Origin of the sequence: Helcococcus bovis, assembly GCF_046035835.1 — a bacterium.
GTDB classification, from domain to species: Bacteria; Bacillota; Clostridia; order Tissierellales; family Peptoniphilaceae; genus Helcococcus; species Helcococcus bovis.
Map to the genome: position 1 here is coordinate 1 of NZ_JBFNGB010000017.1, position 19,917 is coordinate 19,917.

General features: G+C 27.5%; 17 protein-coding genes and 1 pseudogene. 1 reads left to right on the plus strand and 17 read right to left on the minus strand.

Annotation, left to right across the window (positions count from 1 at the left end; all coding sequences use genetic code 11):
- The coding region (locus ABGF48_RS06215; protein ID WP_408105476.1) for a YSIRK-type signal peptide-containing protein at window positions 1–1,745 on the minus strand (1,745 nt) is incomplete at its 3' end.
- A 239-nt stretch (window positions 1,746–1,984) separates the two neighbouring features.
- Entirely contained in the window at window positions 1,985–2,581 is a 597-nt protein-coding gene (locus ABGF48_RS06220; protein WP_408105477.1) for a recombinase family protein, read from the minus strand.
- A 655-nt stretch (window positions 2,582–3,236) separates the two neighbouring features.
- Here ABGF48_RS06220 and ABGF48_RS06225 point away from each other — a divergent pair.
- Window positions 3,237–4,016, plus strand: a pseudogene (locus ABGF48_RS06225) (IS256 family transposase).
- A 335-nt stretch (window positions 4,017–4,351) separates the two neighbouring features.
- On the opposite strand, the gene asnS reads toward ABGF48_RS06225, so the two are convergent.
- The 15 genes from asnS to hflX all read right to left on the minus strand — a co-directional run bounded on the left by asnS (window position 4,352) and on the right by hflX (window position 19,911).
- Entirely contained in the window at window positions 4,352–5,743 is a 1,392-nt protein-coding gene (gene asnS / locus ABGF48_RS06230) for an asparagine--tRNA ligase (protein WP_456264623.1), read from the minus strand.
- Window positions 5,730–7,073 carry a replication-associated recombination protein A gene (locus tag ABGF48_RS06235; protein ID WP_408105479.1) on the minus strand — a complete coding sequence of 448 codons (1,344 nt, stop codon included), beginning with the start codon at window positions 7,071–7,073 and terminating at the stop codon, window positions 5,730–5,732. The genes asnS and ABGF48_RS06235 overlap by 14 nt, the downstream gene beginning before the upstream one ends.
- Window positions 7,074–7,139: 66 nt before the next feature.
- A complete protein-coding gene (gene nrdR, locus ABGF48_RS06240) occupies window positions 7,140–7,589 on the minus strand; it encodes a transcriptional regulator NrdR (protein WP_408105480.1) in 450 nt (149 codons plus the stop codon).
- Window positions 7,590–7,603: 14 nt separating this feature from the next.
- Window positions 7,604–8,647 carry a cell division protein FtsZ gene (gene ftsZ, locus ABGF48_RS06245; RefSeq protein ID WP_408105481.1) on the minus strand — a complete coding sequence of 348 codons (1,044 nt, stop codon included), beginning with the start codon at window positions 8,645–8,647 and terminating at the stop codon, window positions 7,604–7,606.
- A gap of 79 nt (window positions 8,648–8,726) precedes the next feature.
- Complete coding sequence (locus ABGF48_RS06250) at window positions 8,727–9,926, minus strand: FtsW/RodA/SpoVE family cell cycle protein (protein ID WP_408105482.1); 1,200 nt, start codon at window positions 9,924–9,926, stop codon at window positions 8,727–8,729.
- Window positions 9,913–11,247 (minus strand): UDP-N-acetylmuramoyl-L-alanine--D-glutamate ligase, encoded by a 1,335-nt coding sequence (gene murD, locus ABGF48_RS06255; RefSeq protein ID WP_408105483.1) that lies wholly within the window; start codon window positions 11,245–11,247, stop codon window positions 9,913–9,915. Before murD ends, ABGF48_RS06250 begins: the two co-directional genes overlap by 14 nt.
- Before the next feature lie 9 nt (window positions 11,248–11,256).
- Window positions 11,257–12,204 (minus strand): phospho-N-acetylmuramoyl-pentapeptide-transferase, encoded by a 948-nt coding sequence (mraY, locus tag ABGF48_RS06260; protein ID WP_408105484.1) that lies wholly within the window; start codon window positions 12,202–12,204, stop codon window positions 11,257–11,259.
- Between the two features lie 8 nt (window positions 12,205–12,212).
- Window positions 12,213–14,474 (minus strand): penicillin-binding transpeptidase domain-containing protein, encoded by a 2,262-nt coding sequence (locus ABGF48_RS06265; RefSeq protein ID WP_408105485.1) that lies wholly within the window; start codon window positions 14,472–14,474, stop codon window positions 12,213–12,215.
- A gap of 7 nt (window positions 14,475–14,481) precedes the next feature.
- Window positions 14,482–14,946: a septum formation initiator family protein gene (locus tag ABGF48_RS06270; RefSeq protein WP_408105486.1), complete on the minus strand. Its 465-nt coding sequence runs from the start codon at window positions 14,944–14,946 to the stop codon at window positions 14,482–14,484.
- 8 nt (window positions 14,947–14,954) lie between these two features.
- Entirely contained in the window at window positions 14,955–15,887 is a 933-nt protein-coding gene (rsmH, locus tag ABGF48_RS06275) for a 16S rRNA (cytosine(1402)-N(4))-methyltransferase RsmH (RefSeq protein ID WP_408105487.1), read from the minus strand.
- A gap of 11 nt (window positions 15,888–15,898) precedes the next feature.
- The gene (mraZ, locus tag ABGF48_RS06280; RefSeq protein WP_408105488.1) at window positions 15,899–16,330 is read right to left on the minus strand and encodes a division/cell wall cluster transcriptional repressor MraZ; all 432 of its coding nucleotides are present in this window, start codon (window positions 16,328–16,330) and stop codon (window positions 15,899–15,901) included.
- 229 nt (window positions 16,331–16,559) lie between these two features.
- Entirely contained in the window at window positions 16,560–17,336 is a 777-nt protein-coding gene (gene lgt / locus ABGF48_RS06285) for a prolipoprotein diacylglyceryl transferase (protein ID WP_408105489.1), read from the minus strand.
- Entirely contained in the window at window positions 17,314–18,006 is a 693-nt protein-coding gene (locus ABGF48_RS06290; RefSeq protein WP_408105490.1) for a TIGR01906 family membrane protein, read from the minus strand. The genes lgt and ABGF48_RS06290 overlap by 23 nt, the downstream gene beginning before the upstream one ends.
- Window positions 18,003–18,674 (minus strand): YigZ family protein, encoded by a 672-nt coding sequence (locus ABGF48_RS06295; protein WP_408105491.1) that lies wholly within the window; start codon window positions 18,672–18,674, stop codon window positions 18,003–18,005. The genes ABGF48_RS06290 and ABGF48_RS06295 overlap by 4 nt, the downstream gene beginning before the upstream one ends.
- Window positions 18,646–19,911, minus strand: a complete 1,266-nt coding sequence (gene hflX, locus ABGF48_RS06300; RefSeq protein ID WP_408105492.1) for a GTPase HflX — start codon at window positions 19,909–19,911, stop codon at window positions 18,646–18,648. The genes ABGF48_RS06295 and hflX overlap by 29 nt, the downstream gene beginning before the upstream one ends.
- Window positions 19,912–19,917: the final 6 nt, after the last annotated feature.

Genomic DNA, 19,917 nt, shown 5'->3' on the forward strand with positions numbered 1-19,917 from the left:
AGTGGCTGTTTTCCTACATTTACTGTTACTTCTACTTCTTTTATTGTTTTGTCTGAAAACGTCACAGTTGCTTTTACTGTTTGTTTTCCTTCTAGTCGTGGATTAAATCCATTTTTGTCCACTGATATTTGAACTTGGTCTTTTGTTTCGGTTCCAACTATCTGGATAGCATCTTTTACTTTCTGTTCTTCTAACTCTTCTCCAAACTTCGAAGACACTTCATTAGCTGTAACTTCATGATTATCTGATAAGTTATCTTTGTCCGCTACTGCAGAGATAGTTTTGTCGTTTTCAACTGATTCTTTTGCTTCTTCTGGCCATCTTGCATCTTTGTAACCTTCTTTTGCTCTTAGCTTTGGTAGATTTTCATCTTTCAGTGCTTGACCGTTTTTAACATAAAACACAGTTGTTGCGCCTGGATTTACAAGTTCTGTATTTTGTCCAGTTAATAAGGTTACAGTATGATACCCACGTGGTTTTTCAATTCCCGGACCACTTGCTATAACATCTGGCGTATGATTTCTCTTAACAATTACTTTAAAATTCTTTTTGGCAACTAAATCATCACCTCTAACAGCGGAATTAATATCAACTTCAATATTAAACTCTCTTTGAATTTCATCGTTTTTCCAATCATCTATACTTGGTGTAAATATTATTTGTTTTTTTGTTGATATTTCAGTATCAGAAACTGTTGCTGACAAACCATTTAACTGATTGTCATTTGTTATTTTTATATTGCTATCTTCTAATAGGATACTTTTGTTAGCTATTACATTAGCTGTTCCATTTTGATTTTCATTTATTTCAATATTTTGAATATCATCAATTTCAAGTGGTTTAAGTTTTTCTTGCTCATTTCTTAACGTTTTTACCGTAACTTCACCCTGTATCCCTATTAACAACTCTTTATAATCGCCTATACCAGCACTTAATATCGATGAACCAGCAATATACCCTATACTAGAACTCTCATCAATAATTTTTGCTCTGTATGATACTTTCCAGTAGCTATTGGCATTGGTAGATCTATTAGATCTAATAACATAGTAATTTTGTTGGGAACTTTCTAAAACAGGTTCTATGACTTCTCTTGAAACAAGTTTTTTGTCAATAGCCTTTTCAAATAGATTGGCATCATTAATAAGTCCAGTCACGCCATTCCCTTGATCTTTATCTTTTATAATAAATCTACCTGTACCTATTTTATTTCCCGATATATTACCAGCTGTCTCGGGAGTATCCGAAGATTGATTTGGAAAATCGTTCATTTCTTGAATAAGGTCATGTTGTTTATTATACTGTTTAATTACCCAATTTTCTGGAGTTCCTAGGGACTGTGGTACAGAAAAAAAGAATTGGTGATAGTTTCTATTTACAAAATTAGTATTAAATGTATGCTCAAACTCAACATATGGTTGTCCATATATATTCATAGCTTTAACACGAGTTGATATGCCGTCTTCTATGTTGCCTCGATAATCTTTTCCTACAAAAGCATAATAGAAATCTTGTTTAACTTCGCTTTCAACAGCTGGACCTGTATACCCTAAACCAAGTTGATTACTAGCTAATACAACTGAAGAATTTAAAATAGATTTTTCCGTACTTATAGGTCCAAATAAAATTGAAAAACCTAATAAGCAAGATACAAAACCAATAGATAGCTTTTTCATGCTATACTTCGGCTTTCTATTATTCGACTTATATTTTTTCTCCTGAATTATTTTATTCCAATTAATCAAAATACACTCCTTTTACGTTTAATTTTATTTATCCATAATTATTAAAAAATAAACTTTTTTATACACTCAAAATCAAATGTGTCCTCAAAGGTTCACTTTTGTTTACGGGTATGGTATAATATAAAAAATAAATATTTTGAAGGAAAATGTAAGAATTTTAGTAACAACTATATGTGTAAAATAAGGTGAACCTTTTTTGACACATTTATACTCTTTAAATCTATATTTACTGTAATTTTTTATTTATAGTTTTTTTCTTCTAACCACTTAGAAAGCATACTTGGACTTGTTTCTAATGTTTTTGCACCTTGTCTTAAAGATATTTCTTTACGTTCCCATTTTTGAGCCACTTCATTAAAATTATCTGGCATCTTTTTTCTTGGTCTTCCAAATTTCACGCCTCTTTTCTTGGCTTCCTGTATTCCCTCCATCTGTCTTTGATGAGTATTTTCTCTTTCTACTTGTGCTACATAAGATAGTATTTGTAGGACAATATCCGCTATAAATTTTCCTGTTAAGTTATTTATTTTTGTTCTGGTGTCAAGTAGTGGAAAATCTAGGACGATAATATTCGCATTTTTTTCTTTAGTAATGGTATTCCATTCTTTTATAATTTCATCATAATTTCTTCCAAGCCTGTCTATAGATTTTATATAAAGTTCATCCCCTTCTTTTAATTTTTTCATTAACTTTTTATAATTTTTACGGTTAAAGTCTTTGCCGCTTGCTTTATCGATATAGATTTGTTTCATCTCGACATCCTTTTTCAGTATCGCTGTAAGCTGCCTATCTATATTCTGTTCTTTTGTCGATACTCTTATATATCCATACTTCATTTAGTATCCTCCTCATTTTATTCTTGTGTCATTTAAATGTTATATGGATGTATCTAGTAAAAACATATTTTTGAGTAATATAAATTTAATAGACTTAACGATTACTCGCTTATTCATTCTTTGTTAGCAAGCACAGTGCGTGCATATGCACTTACGAAAAAAATTGACATAGCCCTTGCTTTTGCATAGGACTATTTTCGTCAATTTTAGATTGTTGGGGGAATCCCAAAACCCTTTGATACCTTCTTTTTTTCTATGTCATAATAGCTCTATTTTTAACCAATTTCATATTAGTTTTTCAATTTTTGTGTTAGGTAATAAAAGATATGTGACAAAAAATAAAAAAATAAGATGCCATCTTATAATATAAGTTTAAGCAAAAAAATAAATTATCATAAAGAAAGGCTTCCTATGAAAACTAGTATAACAGAAGAAATGAAATTTCGTCAAAAAGTTGTGGAATATGCGATAAAACATAAAAATAATGCAGAGGCTGTAAATTTCAATCGAAAAATGGTCCACGATAATATTCGAAAAATGGTCCATTTAAATTTAAATAATAATATTATTATCAATTCATTCGAGACTGTAACAAATTTTGTGCATGAAAATATTTCTGATTAAGGTAATATAAACTTAATCAGAAATATTTTTTATGGGAAGAAAAAAAACAGAAACAGCAAAAAGTAGATTAGCAAAACAATTAATAGAGTTATATAATATAAAAACTGCAAAAGATATACAAGAAGCATTAAAAGACTTGCTAGGAGAAACAATAGAAAGCATGTTAAAAGCAGAACTTGATGAGCATTTGGATTATGAATATGGACAAACACCACTTTCAATAAATACAAGAAATGGAAGTAGTAAAAAAACAGCTAAATCCAGCATTGGAGAACTAGAAATAAATATACTAAGAGATAGAGAGGTAAGTTTTGAGCCACAAATATTGAAAAAATATGATAAAGATATTTCAAATATTGAAGCATAAATAATATCAATATATTCTAAAGGTATGACAACAAGAGATATTTCATCACACATTAAAGATATATATGGTTTTGGAGTATCATCAGGACTTGTAAGCAGCATTACAAATAAAATATTACCAACTATTGATGAGTGGCAAAATAGACCTTTAGATAAGGTTTATCCTTTTGTATTCATAGATGCAATACACTATCATGTAAGAGAAAATGGACTAATAGTAAAAAAAGCTGTATACATAGCTTTAGGATATAACATAAATGGTTTTAAGGAAATATTAGGAATGTGGATTGGAGAAAATGAAACATTTAAATATTGGCTAATGGTTCTAAATCAAATGAAAAATAGAGGTTTGGAAGATATTTTAATAATATCAAGTGATAATCTACCAGGAATAAGTCAAGCAATAGAAGCAGTATTTCCAAAAACAGAAATACAAAATGTATAATTCATCAAATAAGGTATAATTTAATTTTCTTTGTTAAAAATAAACAAAACCAAAGGCAAAGTCAAGGGTTCGCTTCGCTGAAAATTTGCCCTTGACTGTGTCTTTGGTTTTGTATACCTAAAATTAGGAAAATTAAATTTAATAAATTTAAAATTTTATGTAACAATCAAATTGAAAAATAAAATATCTGATTAGAATTAATTTTTCAAAAATATCAATATATCTTAATCAGTAATAAACTGATACACAAAATTATTTACATAACCTTGTTAAAAAACCTATATTTAATATTTTTATTACAAAAAAGCCGGTTCATCTAATTCGGCTTTTAATTACTATTTAGCTTCTTTCATGCTGTGTACTGTTCTTGGATATGGTAAAACATCTCTAATATTTTTCATACCTGTCATGTACATAACCATTCTTTCAAAACCTAGTCCAAATCCACCGTGTTTTACTCCCCCAAATCTTCTTAGGTCTGAATACCATTTATAATCTTCTGCGTTGATTCCTTTTTCTTCCATTAATTGTAATAATGTTTCTAAATCATTTTCTCTTTCAGATCCACCAATTAATTCTCCAACTCCAGGAACTAACATGTCCATTGCTGCAACCGTCTTTTTATCATCATTCAATTTCATATAGAATGATTTGATATCTTTTGGATAATCAGTTACAAAAACTGGACCATGAAATACTTCTTCAGTTAAGTATCTTTCATGTTCTGTTTGTAAATCTGAACCCCATTCTACTGGATAATCAAATTTCTTACCTGATTTTTGTAAAATTTCAACTGCTTCTGTATATGTTACTTTCTTAAATTCAGAATTTACAAGTTTTGTAAGTCTTTCTTTAATTCCTTTTTCTACAAATTGATCAAATAAATTCATTTCTTCTGGTAATTTTTCCATTACATGTTTAACGATGTATTTAACCATATCTTCAGCAACCGCCATAACATCTTTTAATTCTGCAAATGCAATTTCTGGTTCAATCATCCAAAATTCTGCAGCATGACGTGGAGTATTAGAATTTTCTGCTCTAAATGTTGGCCCAAAAGTATAAACTTTTGAATAAGCCATAGCAAAACCTTCAACTTCTAATTGTCCACTAACTGTTAAATTTGATAATGCACCAAAGAAATCTTTTGAGTTGTCTACTTTGCCTTCTTCATCTCTTGGAGGATTATTTAAGTCTAATGTTGTTACCCTAAACATTTCTCCAGCACCTTCAGCATCTGAAGCTGTAATCAATGGAGTATGAATGTATACAAATCCTCTTTCATTAAAGAATTTATGAATTGCAAATGCCAATTCACTTCTAACTCTAAATACAGCATTGAAAGCATTTGTTCTTGCTCTCAATGAAGGTAATGTTCTCAAAAATTCAAATGTATGTCTTTTATTTTGTAATGGATAATCTTTATCAGAGTCATTTAAAATTTCTATTTCTGTTGCTTGAATTTCAAAATCCTGTTTCGCATTTTCAGGTTCAACTAAAACCCCCTTAACATTAACTGCTGCATAAATACCTAGTGAAAATATTTCCTTGAAGTTTAATAAATCACCATTTACAATTACTTGAACATTATTAAAAAATGATCCATCATTAATTTCTAAGAATCCAATAGTTTTTGATTCTCTTGATTTTTTTATCCAACCATGTATTTCTACTTCTTTGTTTACATAATCTTTGTAGCTTTTAAACAGCTCTTTAATTTCCATTATTATGTCTCTCCTTAATTTTATTTAATCTTTCATTTATGGATTTTTCATATCCATTATTTTTATTTTCATAAAATATTATATCACGAATTTCTTCTGGGAGATATGTTTGATTAACATATCCTAAATCATAATTATGAGGATATTTATATCCTTCTCCTCTTCCTAGTTTATGAGCATCTTTATAATGTGAGTCTCGTAAATGAATTGGAACATTATAATGCTTATAATTTTTTATTAACTCAATAGCCTTGTCAATTGCCAGATATGCAGAATTTGATTTAGGTGCCAACGCCATATAAATAACCGCATTTGACAAAATAATTCTTGCTTCCGGCATTCCTACTACATTAATAGCTTGAAAAGTTGAATTGGCAATATTTATGGCATTTGGATCAGACAATCCAATATCCTCTGAAGCAAATATTAAAATTCTTCTAGCAATAAATTTTATATCTTCGCCAGCTACTAACATTTTTGCCAAATAATATACTGCCGCATCAGGATCTGAACCACGCATTGATTTTATAAACGCAGATATAGTATCGTAATGTTCATCTGCTGTTTTATCATATACAGCAGCTTTTTTTATAACTGTATCTTGTAAAACTTTTAAGTCTATAAATATTTTATCATCAATTGAATCAGTTGAAAGTACTGAAATTTCTAAATTATTTAATAATTGTCTAGCATCTCCCGATGATGTCATGATTAAATAATCTACAGCTTCATCCGTGATTTCTATATTTAAATTACCAAATCCATTTTTTCTATCATTTATGGCATTTTTCACCAATTTTCTTAAATCATTATCAGAAAATCTTTCTAATGTTAAAATATGTGATCGTGAAATCAACGCTTTATTAACTTCAAAATATGGATTTTCAGTAGTAGCTCCTATCAGCGTTATCAAACCACTTTCTACATGAGGCAATAGAGTATCTTGTTGTGATTTATTAAATCTATGTATCTCATCTATAAAAAGTAGTGTCCTAATTGAGTATAAAGATAGATTATTCTCCGCTCTTTCTATAACATTTTTTATATCTTTTACACCTGCAGATGTAGCTGATAATTCTACAAAATCCATCTTAGTACTTTTAGCAATAATATAAGCTAACGTGGTTTTACCAGTACCCGGTGGCCCATAAAAAATCATTGAAGACAATTTATCAGCTTTTATCATACGATATAATGGTTTATCCTTACCTATTAAATGCTCTTGTCCAATAAAATCATCAACGGAGTTTGGTCTTAATCTAGCTGCTAATGGCTTATTTGTATTCAATTGTTCTTTTTTATTTATTTCAAAAAAATCTAGATTATTATCCATAAAATTCTCCATCATTATAAAAATACTAAAAACTGCTACAAAACATGTTCTGCAGCAGTTAAATAATTATTCTTTTAAATTTTCTATTTCATCTGCAAAAGATTGAACATCCTCAAATTCTCTATAAACAGAAGCAAATCTAACATATGCAACTTTATCTATAGTTTTTAATTTATCCATAACTAAATCACCTATATAAGCAGATGTAACTTCTTTTTGATTTAAATAATTTATTTCTTTTTCTATTTCATCAACAGCATCTTCTAAAATTTCGACTTTAATAGGTCTTTTCTCACAAGATTTTATTAGACTGTTAAGTAATTTTGTTCTTGAAAATGGTTCTCTTGTTTCATCTTTTTTAATTACAACAATGGTTTGATCTTCTACTCTTTCATAGGTAGTAAATCTTTTTTCGCATTTTAAACAAACTCTTCTTCGTCTTATACTTTCATTACCATCCGTTGGTCTTGAATCTATAACTTTTGAATCAAGAAAACCGCAATATGGACACTTCATTTATTTATCCTATCTTATTTTAAAAAATCTGGAATAACAAATCCTTTACTATCATCTTTTCTTGTAGATGTTGCACTTGATGTATTTGATGAGTTAATTCTCTTATTATCAAATCCTGTACCAATAACTGTAATCTTAATTTCATCTTTTAATGAGTCATCATATCCAGCACCAAAAATAATATTTGCATCTTTATCTACATGTTCTCTAATTAATTCCGAAGCTTCTTGTACTTCCATGATACCTAAATCAGATGATGTAACATTAATTAAAACAGCTTTAGCACCATCAATAGATGTTTCTAATAATGGAGATTTAATTGCAGCTTTAGCAGCTTCAACAGCCCTATTTTCACCTGTTGCATATCCAATACCCATATGAGCTACACCTTGTTCTTTCATTACTGATTGAACGTCAGCAAAGTCCAAGTTAATGATATTTGGTACAGCAATTAAATCTGAAATACCTTTTATACCATCTAATAACACTTTATCAGCCATCTTAAATGCTTCAATCATTGTAGTTCTTTTTTCAGCAATCTGCAACAATCTATCATTTGGAACAACTATTAATGTATCAACATTTTTCTTTAATCTTTCAATACCAGCTTCAGCTTGTAATTGTCTATTCCTTCCTTCAAATAGGAATGGTTTTGTTACAACAGAAACAGTTAAAATTCCCATTTCTTTAGCTACTTGAGCAACAATCGGAGCAGCACCTGTACCTGTACCCCCACCCATACCAGCGGTTACAAACACCATATCTGATCCTTGTAATACTTGAGCTATTTCTTGTTTACTTTCTTCTGCAGCTTTTTCTCCTACTTCTGGATTTCCACCTGATCCTAAACCTTTAGTTAATTTTGTACCAATTTGTAATGTAACATCACTATTAATTGCATCTAAAATTTGTTTATCTGTATTAATTGCTACAAATTCTACACCAACTAAGCCAGATTCTTTCATTCTACTGATGGCATTATTACCACCACCACCAACACCGATTACTTTAATTTTAGCTAATCCTGTGTTGTTAACTTCCATATCAAAATTACTCATTTAATCCTCCAAATAAATTATTCATTTTTATATAAATTTTTATACTATTACTATTAGTATATCAATATATTTATTATTTTTAAACATTTTTTTTATTTTTATTTTTTTCAATTTTTTCAAGATATCTATTTTGTCTAGAAATATTTAATACTACTCCAAACATGATAAAAAACATAATTAAAGAACTCCCCCCATTAGATATAAAAGGGAAAGTAATACCTGTATTTGGTATCATACTTACAGTTACACCCATATTTACCATAGATTGCAAAAAGTATACTAAACCAATTCCAAAGCATACTAACTTAGCATATAAATCTTTAGTTTTCAGCGCTTCTTTTATAATATAAAATGTAATTAAAAAGACAATTAATAGTATTACAATAGAACCAATTAATCCAAATTCTTCTCCAACTACAGAAAAAATCATATCGTTTATTACTTCATCAGATAAGTATCCATGCTTATAAATACCTTTACCAAATCCAACTCCAAATAATCCCCCTCTTGAAAAACCAAAAAGGCCATTTAATACTTGCCATGAAATATCATCATAATAAGCTTCAGGGTTTAGAAATGCAACTAATCTATCTATCTGATATGGTTTCAGTATAAAAGGAGCTGCAAAATATGCTAATATTGCCATTGGTATCAATACTGCAAAAAATTTTAATTTAAATCCATATGAAAAATAAACAAATAGACACGCAAATAGTAAAACCATTGATGTAGAAAAATCAGTCTGCATAAAAATCAGCAATGTTGGTATGCCAATAAAAATCATTACATATAACAGACCACTTTTCCATTCATGATTGTATTTTTTATTTTTAATTAAAAATGATGCTAATGATGTAATAATAAATAACTTAGCAATATCTGAAGGCATGAAAGTTACAAATATTTTTATCGCCCTCTTTGCTCCATTTATTGGAGAGGAAAAAAATGGAACATAGCACAATATTAATAAAATGATTGTAGCAATATAAAATAACATTGACCATTTTCTATAAAATCTATAATCTAACTTTGAAACTATCAGCATCAAGATAAATCCAACTATCAAAAAAACACCTTGCCTAAAAACATAAAAAAATCTTCCATGTTCATACTTTATAGTCAAATATGAACTTGCGCTTAATAAAATAATTAAGCCCAATATGCTTAGAATTGAAATTGAAATTAAAATATTTATATTTAATCTCCCCTTAGACGCATCATTATTATAATATTTATTTAAACTCTTTAAAAAATTTTTTATAATTTCATTTATTATCATATTTTAATACCAAATTCTTAAAATGTCTTCCTCTTTCTTCATAACTACTATACATATCCCAACTTGCATTTGCGGGAGAAAAAAGAACAGTGTCTCCATTTATTGCATTTTTATGAGCAAATGCTACTGCTTCTGCTAAATCAGATACAATTATTATATTTTTAATATTATATTTTTCTGCTGCTTCCTTCATTTTTATTTTAGTTGCACCATATAAAATTAATAACTTTATATTCGTACTTCCATCAAATAAGACATCGAATTCAACATGTTTATCATAGCCTCCACCAATTAAAATTACATTTTGTTTAAAACCGTCAAGTGCTACTTTAGTTGAATCTGTATTTGTTCCCTTTGAATCATTGTAATAACAAACGCCATCAATTTCACTTACAAATTCAATTCTATGTTCTATAGCCTTAAAAGTAGATATCGCATTAACAACATCATTAAATTCTAGCTTCAAATTTAAAATAGCCAGTATAGATGCTAATGTATTAGCTATATTGTGTTTTCCAATTAAGTGAATTTTATTTTTATTAAATTCTTTATCTATCACTTTTATTTTTTCATTATTTAAATAAGCATCACACTCATCTTTAAGTGAGAAATACAAAACTTTTTCACTATTAATATTTAAATTTTGTAAGTATTTATCATCTTTATTTAAAATAACAATATCATCTTCCAACGCATTTCTAAAAATTGAATATTTTGCATCTCTATAATTTTCAAATGTTCCATGCCAATCTGTGTGATCTTCGGAAATATTTGTGATTATCGAAACTTTTGCTCTAAATTCTTCAATGCTGGATAATTGAAAACTTGATAATTCTAAAACATATTTATAATCAAGTCCATTTTCCAATATTTCCCACAATATTCCAACACCAATATTTCCAACGACTTTTGATTTTATACCACATTCATTTAGTATATGACTTATCATTGATGTTGTAGTTGTTTTACCATTTGTGCCTGTTACCGCAATAAAATTATCTCCACCCCAAATTTTAAACGCAACCTCTATATCTGAAAAAACTTTTACTTTTTTTTCTAAAGCGAGTTTTATAAACTCATTATCAAGTCTAATTCCAGGGCTTTTTAATATGAAAGAAATTGAATTCCAATCAACATCATTAACATTTTTTATAATTTCATAATTATATTCTTCTAAATCTGATAATACATCCTTGTAATCTTCATATTTTCTATCATCATAAATAAATACTTTTGCTCCTAATTTTGAAAGTGCTTTAATGGATGATTTTCCAGTTACTCCCAATCCAAATACAATAACTTTTTTTTCTTTAATATTCATAAAAAACACCTACGCGATATACAGTGTAAACAATGTTAATAAAATACTTACCACCATAAAACTTGCAACAATCTTTGTTTCTTTATGACCACCTAATTCAAAATGATGATGAATAGGACTCATTCTAAATATTCTCTTACCACCAGTTTTCTTGAAATATGCAACTTGGATAATTACTGACAATGCTTCAATGAGATAAATTCCACCAATAAAAATTAAATAAATTGGTTTATTTATTATAAACATCATAACTACTATAGACCCACCTATTGCCATAGAGCCAGTATCTCCCATCATTATAGAACAAGGATTTGAATTAAATACTAAAAATCCTAAAAGTACTCCTGCGAAAATTAACGCTGAAGCAGCTACATTTGGATGACTAACTCTTGCTAAGAAATATATTCCTATATAAACCGGGATTGATACGGAAGATAATAATCCATCTAATCCATCAGTTAAATTTACTGCATTAACTGTCCCAACCATTATAAACATAAGGATAGGAATCACTAATACACTGATATTTACACCATCTGTGATGAATGGGATTTTTAACATATACATCTTAGTATCTAAAAGTACATACATTAAAAGTATTAATATAAACGAAATACCAAATTGTAAAATTAATTTTTGTTTTTCATTTAATCCAAGATTATGCTTTTTTACAATCTTCTCAAAATCATCAATGAATCCAATCAACCCAAAAAATAATGTACCTAAAACTACAAATAATACATTTAGATTGTATATAAAGGCTAAAGATATAATCAAAAATGCAGAAACAAACGCTATTCCACCCATAGTAGGTGTTCCCGCTTTTTTATAATGTTCTTTATTTCCCTCTTCTCTTATAGATTGCCCAACTTTCATTTTTCTTAAAATCGGAATCAATGCCCATACTAATACTGTTGATAATACTATAGAAAGCATCATCAATAAAATTTCACTCATAACTTCTCCTATTCTGTTTCTAATGTAATAATTTCTTGTTCATTAATTATATCTCCAGATTTTACTGATTGAGATTTTATTATTGTTCCTTTACCATTTATTACATAATTTATTTTATTTAATTTTAAAAATTCTCCAATATTATTAATTTCTCTACCTATCAAGTCTGGTACTTTTATTTTATTTTCAAATTCTAAACTCAAAAATTCATCTTTTTTTATTAATCCATAAGCAGGTGGATTTTGACTTTTTATTATATGAAATCTCCCTATTTCTTGTTTAGTAGTTGATTTAACATTATTTTCATCTAATTTTACACTTGCCTCTTCAAAGGACAAACCAACTACATCTGGAATTTTAACAAAACTGTTAGTTTTTTGAAGTTTGTTAGAATCTCCATAATCATATACCACCAAATCTTGCATTATTTTATTTGCAAATGGTACCGCAGTATCTGCAGATAACTGACTTGTTAAAGGTTCGTTTAATACCAATAATAAAGTATATTTAGGATTATTTGATGGATATGACATAAAAATAGAAACATATACTGATTCATATTTATCATTATTATGATTGAATATATTATCTTCTGTATATTTCACCGTTGTTCCTGTTTTAGCTCCAAATTTTATTTTGTCAGTATTTAATCCATAACTATCTGCAGTATATTCTAAATATTCTTTTATTTCGTTAGAAGTGCTTTCTGAAATAGTTTTTCCTAAATATTGTTCTTTATTTTCATAAATATCTTGATTATTTTTATCCTGTATTTTTTTTAATAAATGTGGTTTATAGTATTTTCCCCCATTTACAGTTGTATTCATTGAACTTAATAATTGAGTTGGATTTACATTTACATAGTGCCCATAACTCATTATTCCGAAATCAACATCTGATATATTTGCATTTTTTGGGAAAAATCCATCAATTTCATTTGGCAGATCTATCCCTGTTTTCTTTCCAAATCTAAATGATTGCCCATAATCAATATATCTTTGTTTACCTATATCTTGTGCAACTTGTACAAAAACAGGATTTGATGAATTTTTTAATGCTTCTCTTAAATTTTGAGGTCCATGAGGATTCCAATATCTCCAACTTTTTATCACAACTCCTGGAACAATTTCATAGTAACCCTTATCCTCATATATTTTATTTTTTATATCATTATCAGATTCCAACGCTATTGCAGTTGTAATTACTTTATAAACTGATCCTGGATCATATCTCATAGATACAGCATTATTATTCCATCTTGAAATTAAATACTCCGATTCCTTAAAATTATCTAAATTAGATAAAAACAATTTATCAATATCAGAATTTAACATTCTTGGACTATTCGGGTTAAAGGATGGGAAAGATTCCATAGCTAACACTTCCCCATTATTTGGGTCCATTATTACTGCTGTTGCAGATAACGATTTTGTAGAAATCATAGCCTCTTTTGTATATTTGTAAAGTATTTTCTGTAAATCTAAATTAATTGTTGTAACAATATTTCTTGATTCTTTTGCATCTAAAGCATCTCCACTATAAAATGGAATCTCTGTTCCATGTAAAGCTTTATAAAATTCTTTATAACCTTGTTCCCCAGAAAGTATTTTATCATAATACTTTTCCAAACCATATTCTCCAGCATTATTTTCTGTAAAACCTATCGTACTTGACAATAAATCATTATTTGGGTAAACTCTTTTATCAATTTGTACAATTTTTAAATAACTTAAATCTAAATCTTCAATTAATTCTTTTTGTTTTTTATTTAATCCATCAAAAATATACCCTTCTCTACCATTTTTTATATTATCTTCAAGGATAGTTTTTGAAATGCCTAATATATTTGATATCTTTTCAATTTCTTCTGACGTATAAACTGAAATAGAAGCTAATTTCTTTATTTCTTTTTGTTTATCACTATTAAGTGAATTAAACTTTTTACTATCTGAAACTATACTTTCAGCTTCTTTACTCTTATTTTTAGTTGTAACAGGAAGCATATATAATGAGTCTATTTTTTGTGTAATTGCTATAGGTTTACCATTTCTATCCAAAATAGACCCTCGATCTGGACTTATAATGTTACCAACTTTCACAACGTTTTGTCCTTTCAACTTATAATCATTAATATCTTGAATTTGCAACATGTAAAATCTTATTATATATAAAAAAACAAAAAATGCTAAAACGATTAAGAAAGAATACATTTTTATATCTGTATTTTCAAAATATTTCAGCATTTTTTTTCTATTAGCTTTTTTCTTCATCAAAACCTCATCTAAATAAATTTGTTATAATTGATAAAACTGAACTAGATTTATTATTTGAATTATTTTTTGTTTCAAAATCACTCAATGCCAATTGTCTTTCATTTTTGATATTATCAACTTTAACTATATTTTCTTTATTTGGATATACCATATCAAGTCTTGATTTAGCAATTGCTTCTATTCTTTTTTCATTTTGTAATGGAGTTGCAATATTTTTAAGTGAATTTTGATCTACTTCTAATACATCAAGTTGACCTTGCATTACTAAATTATTACTACTTATGTGTACCATTTCAGAATATCCAACTAATAAGGTGAAAAATAAAATAACTATAGCTATAATATTTACATATATCATATTATATCTCAAAGTTTGAAAATTTATTCTAGTTTTTCTTCTTGCTCTAACCCTAGATTTCTTTATAGAGGGATTCAAATTATTAACTTTTAATTCTCTTAAATTTTCCATTTCTACCTCTATAATTTTTCACACACTCTTAATTTTGCTGATCTTGATCTATTGTTATTTTTCAATTCTTCTTCAGTTGCTGTAATAGGTTTTTTATTTATAACTTTTATAACTTCTCTTCTATTACATACACATACTGGAAATTCGGGAGGGCATGTACATCCTTTAGATAATTCCTTGAAATTATTTTTAACTATTCTATCTTCTAAAGAGTGAAAAGTTATAATTGCTAATCTCCCACCTTGTTTTAATCTTTCAACTGAAGATTGTATTCCTGTTTCTAAAACATCTAATTCTTTATTTACTTCTATTCTCAATGCTTGAAATATTTTTTTAGCTGGATGTTTATCTAATCTAGCTTTTTTAGGTATAGCTGCCTTTATAATTTCTACTAAATCAAATGTTGTAATAATTTCTTTTTCTTTTCTTGCTTCAATTATAAATTCAGCGATTCTCATCCCCCATTTTTCTTCGCCATATTGCCAAAAGATTTTTTCAAGATCATCTTTATCATAATTATTTACAATATACCTTGCTGTCAATTCTTGATCTTTATCCATTCTCATGTCTAATTCAGCTTCTTGATGATAAGAAAAACCTCTTTCTCCTTCATCAAGTTGATGTGATGAAACGCCAATATCCATTAAAACTCCATCAACTTTATCAATTGACAATTCATCAAGAATTTTACCTAAATATGCATAATTACACTTTATAAAATAAACTTGATCTTTATAGTCTCGTAATCTATTTGAAGCAGCTATAAGAGCTTCTTCATCTTGATCAATTGCTACAAGTCTCCCCTCACTACCCATTCTTTTCAAAATCTCGATAGAATGACCAGCGCCACCAACTGTACAATCAACATATATTCCATTTTCTTTTATATTTAATGCCTCTAATGTTTCTTTCAACAATACAGGTTCGTGATTGAATTTCATAGTCCCTCATTCTATATATCTAAATCTTCAAAATCTTCTGTAATTGAATCATAATCCATTTCTGAACCATTTATATAATCTTCATATTTTTCTTTATCCCATATTTCAATTCTAGAAGATACACCTATTATTGATGCTTCTTTCTCAATGCATGCATAATCCCTTAAATTTTGAGGAATAACAAACCTTCCTTGTTTATCAAATTCAAGCTCTCTTGCTGGTGCATAGAATAATCTTTCAAATTGTCTTGCTTTTTTTGAGGTAAGTTTCAAGTTTTTAGTTTTTTCTTCAAGTCTTTTCCATTCAATTTCATCATAAACAAAGATACAGCCTTCCATGCCTTTTGTTACATAAAATTTCATTCCAAGTTCTTCTCTAAACTTGGAAGGCATTATAACTCTACCTTTATCATCTATTGAATGTGTATATTCTCCTATATACATAACTTTCTCCACTTTCTACCACTTTATTCCACTTACTCTCCACTTGGTTATATTTTATATCATTTTATTGTAAATTACAAGATTTTAATAATAAAAAAAGAGATAAAAAAATTTTTTATCTTTTTCCTTTAATTTTTTTTTTAATTTTTTTTATTTATTTCAACACACAATGTAATGTAATAAAAAAATAGAATACTATATATAGTATTCTAATTAAAAAACTTAAATGTTAAATATTTTTAATATTATAAAAATCTTCTGAATAAAACTTATTTTTATTTGCAAAATAAATTATAATTACCCCTGTGATAATTCCAAAAATTGATACTAATTGAGCTACCCTTATTGGTCCCCACCATAAACTATCGGTTCTTAAAGACTCAACAAAAAATCTTAATATTCCGTAAAAAATCATATACAATGATGTAAGTTTCCCTGTATTTGGAGATTTTTTTCTATAATAAATAAATAATCCCAAAAATATTAAAAAATTTCCAAGTGACTCATAAAAAAATGTCGGATGATATTTTTGTCCATCAATTATAAGAGCCCAAGGTGCATTAGTTAGTCCCCCATGCGCTTCATTATTTATAAAATTTCCCCATCTACCAATAGCTTGAGCTAATGGCATAAAAATTGCAACTAAATCAGAAACTTTAAAGAAATTGATTCTTTTAATTTTACTATAAATAAATCCTACTAATACGGCGGCTATTACTCCTCCATGTATTGCTAATCCACCATCTCTAACATTAATCATTTCCCAAATATTATCATATCTTCCAAATTCAAAAATAACATAATATAACCTAGCTCCTATTATAGACGCTGGTAACACCCAAATTGCTATATCATATATTAAATCCGGATTCTCTCCCAATCGTTTTAATTCTCTACTTACAAGATATACTGCTAATATCATTCCTGTAACAATAAGCACACCATACCAGTATACATCTATCCCTAGAAACGAAAATGCTACCCTACTTCCATTGTACTGAAACATTTTTTTTACCTCTTTTCTTTACAAAAATGTAAATTGTTAAACTAATTATTATTATACCCATATTAAAAATAAATGTCCTAAAAATTTTAAATGCAATGCTCATAAAAAATTCCTGTGGTAACATCCTTATCATTATATCTGTTTCAGGATTCAACAACCATAAATCATTATTAAAAAATAATTCATGAAATTTAATAAATGAAGATTCAAAATTATAATAAACTATACCACCTAATATTAAAAATCCGACTAATATAATTAATAAATAATTTATTATATATTTTGAATTCTGTACTTTGTCTTCTTTATTGTAATAAACTAAAGTGGAACTAATTATAACTATTACCATCATAATCCTATTAATATTTCTATTAAGATTAAACAATTTATACACATCTTTCATGTGTGAAACTTCTCTATCATTAAAATATTGTTTAATTTCTTTTTCATCCCCGTTTTTTATTTGTCCCTGCAAACTTTTATACATTTTCTCTAAATTATCTTGACTTACTCCAACTTGATTTTTCAAATTATGTTCAATAGAAAAATTTTTGTAAAAATTAAAATCTTCTGAACCGATATTTATTGAAAGTGTAAGTAAAAATAATATTAAAGAAAAAGAAAATAAAACTGTTATTAATTTAGCATATTTTTTACAAAAAATACTCATAAGTCTATAATTTCCCCATTTCTAACTTTTAATAATACTTCATCAATTATTTTAATATCAATATTTGCACTTGTAATTTCAAATAATTGTTCCTTAAATTTTTGATATTTCAAAACACTAATATACATTATATTTTCTATTTTTTCTAAATAATCTCTTTGCTTAATGTAAAAGTTTTGTTCTCCTATATAATTATCAATTTTTCCTAAAAAATTATAATCAAATACAAGTTTAACTTTATAATAATTCTTAAATTCTATAATTTCTGAAACCCTTAAAACATCTGAAACAGCACCTCCATATGCTCTTATAAGACCTGATGCTCCAAGTTTTTTTCCACCAAAATATCTTGTAACCACTACACACAAATTAGTTAACTCTTCTTTTTTTAATACTTCCAGCATAGGTATACCTGCTGTTCCCTGAGGTTCACCATCATCATTATACCTTTGTATATTTGAGATATCACCATTTATATATGCTGTACAATTATGAGTAGCATCTCTATGCATTTTTCTTATTTCATCAATAAAAGCTAGTGACTCTTCTTCTGTTTCACAATACTTTATATTTGCAATAAATCTTGATTTATTAATTTCAATTTCATTTGAATATTCATTAAGAATTGATTTATATTCTTTATACTTCATTTCTAATATACTTTCCATATTTTATTTTCATACTATCATCTAGCAATAGATATGTTTTAACACCCTGAGCTTCAAATTCCTCATCTTTCTTAAATGATGCAGGAACTAATTCTTTTACTTTATCATAATCTGAATAAGGCACAAAAACCTCATAAATTGAATAATCTCCAAATAAAAGTTTTTCTATCTTTTTAATTAATTGTTCAACGTCATTTTCACGCATAGCTGAAATATAAATTTCATTATCTACTTTTTTATAAAATTTAAAATCGGGATTTTTGTCCATTTTATTAAACACATATAGTATATCTTTTCCGCTCAAATCCATATCTACCAATATATCTTCTGTCGCTTTAATCTGTATTTCATAATCATAATTTGATGCATCAACAACAATTAAAACTAAATTAGAATCTCTTACTTCCTCCAAAGTAGATTTAAAAGATTCTACCAATTTTGTAGGTAAATCAGAAATAAATCCTACAGTGTCAGTGATTATAATATCTTTACCATTTAACAATTTAATTTTTCTTGCAGATGTATCTAAAGTAGCAAACAACAAATCATCTGAATAAACTTTTTTTACATTTTCAGAATATCTATCACTCAAAGCATTCAAAATGGTTGATTTTCCAGCGTTAGAATATCCAATCAATGATACAATCGGAATGTTTGAATTTAATCTTTTACTTTTTTCAACAATACGTTTGTTTTCAATATTCTTTAATTTATTTTTAATTGAACTAATTTCCCTTTGCACAGATCTTCTATCTATTTCAAGTTTTTGTTCACCAGGTCCTCTAGTTCCTATACCTGCCCCTTCTCTTGATAGATAATTCCTAAATCCAACCAATCTAGGCAATCTATACTCAAGTTGAGCAAGCTTTATTTGTAATTTTGATTCATTAGTTCTAGCTCTAGTTGCAAAAATATCCAATATTAATCCCGTTCTATCTACAATTTTCTTCTTGATAACATCTTCTAAATTTTTCATCTGCGAACCAGTAAGTTCATTATTAAAAATTATAGTATCTGCCTCTAAATTTTGTGCCATTTCTGATAATTCTTCTGCCTTACCTGACCCAATATAAAACTTAGAATTTATTTCCTTTAGATTTTGAACTACACTTGCAACAAATTCAGAATTAGAAGCTCTTACAAGCTCTTTTAATTCAAATATTCTTGATTCTAATTGACTCTCTGTATATTTGTTATTTAAATTCACATCTACAATTATTACTTTTTCTTTTTCCATATTTAC

Excerpts from the sequence above, each read along its gene's own strand:
- ABGF48_RS06265 (WP_408105485.1), bottom strand. The coding sequence starts at position 14,474 with ATGAAGAAAAAAGCTAATAGAAAAAAAATGCTGAAATATTTTGAAAAT.
- lgt (WP_408105489.1), bottom strand. The coding sequence starts at position 17,336 with ATGTTTCAGTACAATGGAAGTAGGGTAGCATTTTCGTTTCTAGGGATA.
- rsmH (WP_408105487.1), bottom strand. The coding sequence starts at position 15,887 with ATGAAATTCAATCACGAACCTGTATTGTTGAAAGAAACATTAGAGGCA.
- ABGF48_RS06235 (WP_408105479.1), bottom strand. The coding sequence starts at position 7,073 with ATGGATAATAATCTAGATTTTTTTGAAATAAATAAAAAAGAACAATTG.
- ABGF48_RS06290 (WP_408105490.1), bottom strand. The coding sequence starts at position 18,006 with ATGAGTATTTTTTGTAAAAAATATGCTAAATTAATAACAGTTTTATTT.
- ABGF48_RS06250 (WP_408105482.1), bottom strand. The coding sequence starts at position 9,926 with ATGATAATAAATGAAATTATAAAAAATTTTTTAAAGAGTTTAAATAAA.
- nrdR (WP_408105480.1), bottom strand. The coding sequence starts at position 7,589 with ATGAAGTGTCCATATTGCGGTTTTCTTGATTCAAAAGTTATAGATTCA.
- mraZ (WP_408105488.1), bottom strand. The coding sequence starts at position 16,330 with ATGTATATAGGAGAATATACACATTCAATAGATGATAAAGGTAGAGTT.
- murD (WP_408105483.1), bottom strand. The coding sequence starts at position 11,247 with ATGAATATTAAAGAAAAAAAAGTTATTGTATTTGGATTGGGAGTAACT.
- mraY (WP_408105484.1), bottom strand. The coding sequence starts at position 12,204 with ATGAGTGAAATTTTATTGATGATGCTTTCTATAGTATTATCAACAGTA.
- ABGF48_RS06295 (WP_408105491.1), bottom strand. The coding sequence starts at position 18,674 with ATGGAAAGTATATTAGAAATGAAGTATAAAGAATATAAATCAATTCTT.
- ftsZ (WP_408105481.1), bottom strand. The coding sequence starts at position 8,647 with ATGAGTAATTTTGATATGGAAGTTAACAACACAGGATTAGCTAAAATT.
- hflX (WP_408105492.1), bottom strand. The coding sequence starts at position 19,911 with ATGGAAAAAGAAAAAGTAATAATTGTAGATGTGAATTTAAATAACAAA.
- ABGF48_RS06270 (WP_408105486.1), bottom strand. The coding sequence starts at position 14,946 with ATGGAAAATTTAAGAGAATTAAAAGTTAATAATTTGAATCCCTCTATA.
- ABGF48_RS06220 (WP_408105477.1), bottom strand. The coding sequence starts at position 2,581 with ATGAAGTATGGATATATAAGAGTATCGACAAAAGAACAGAATATAGAT.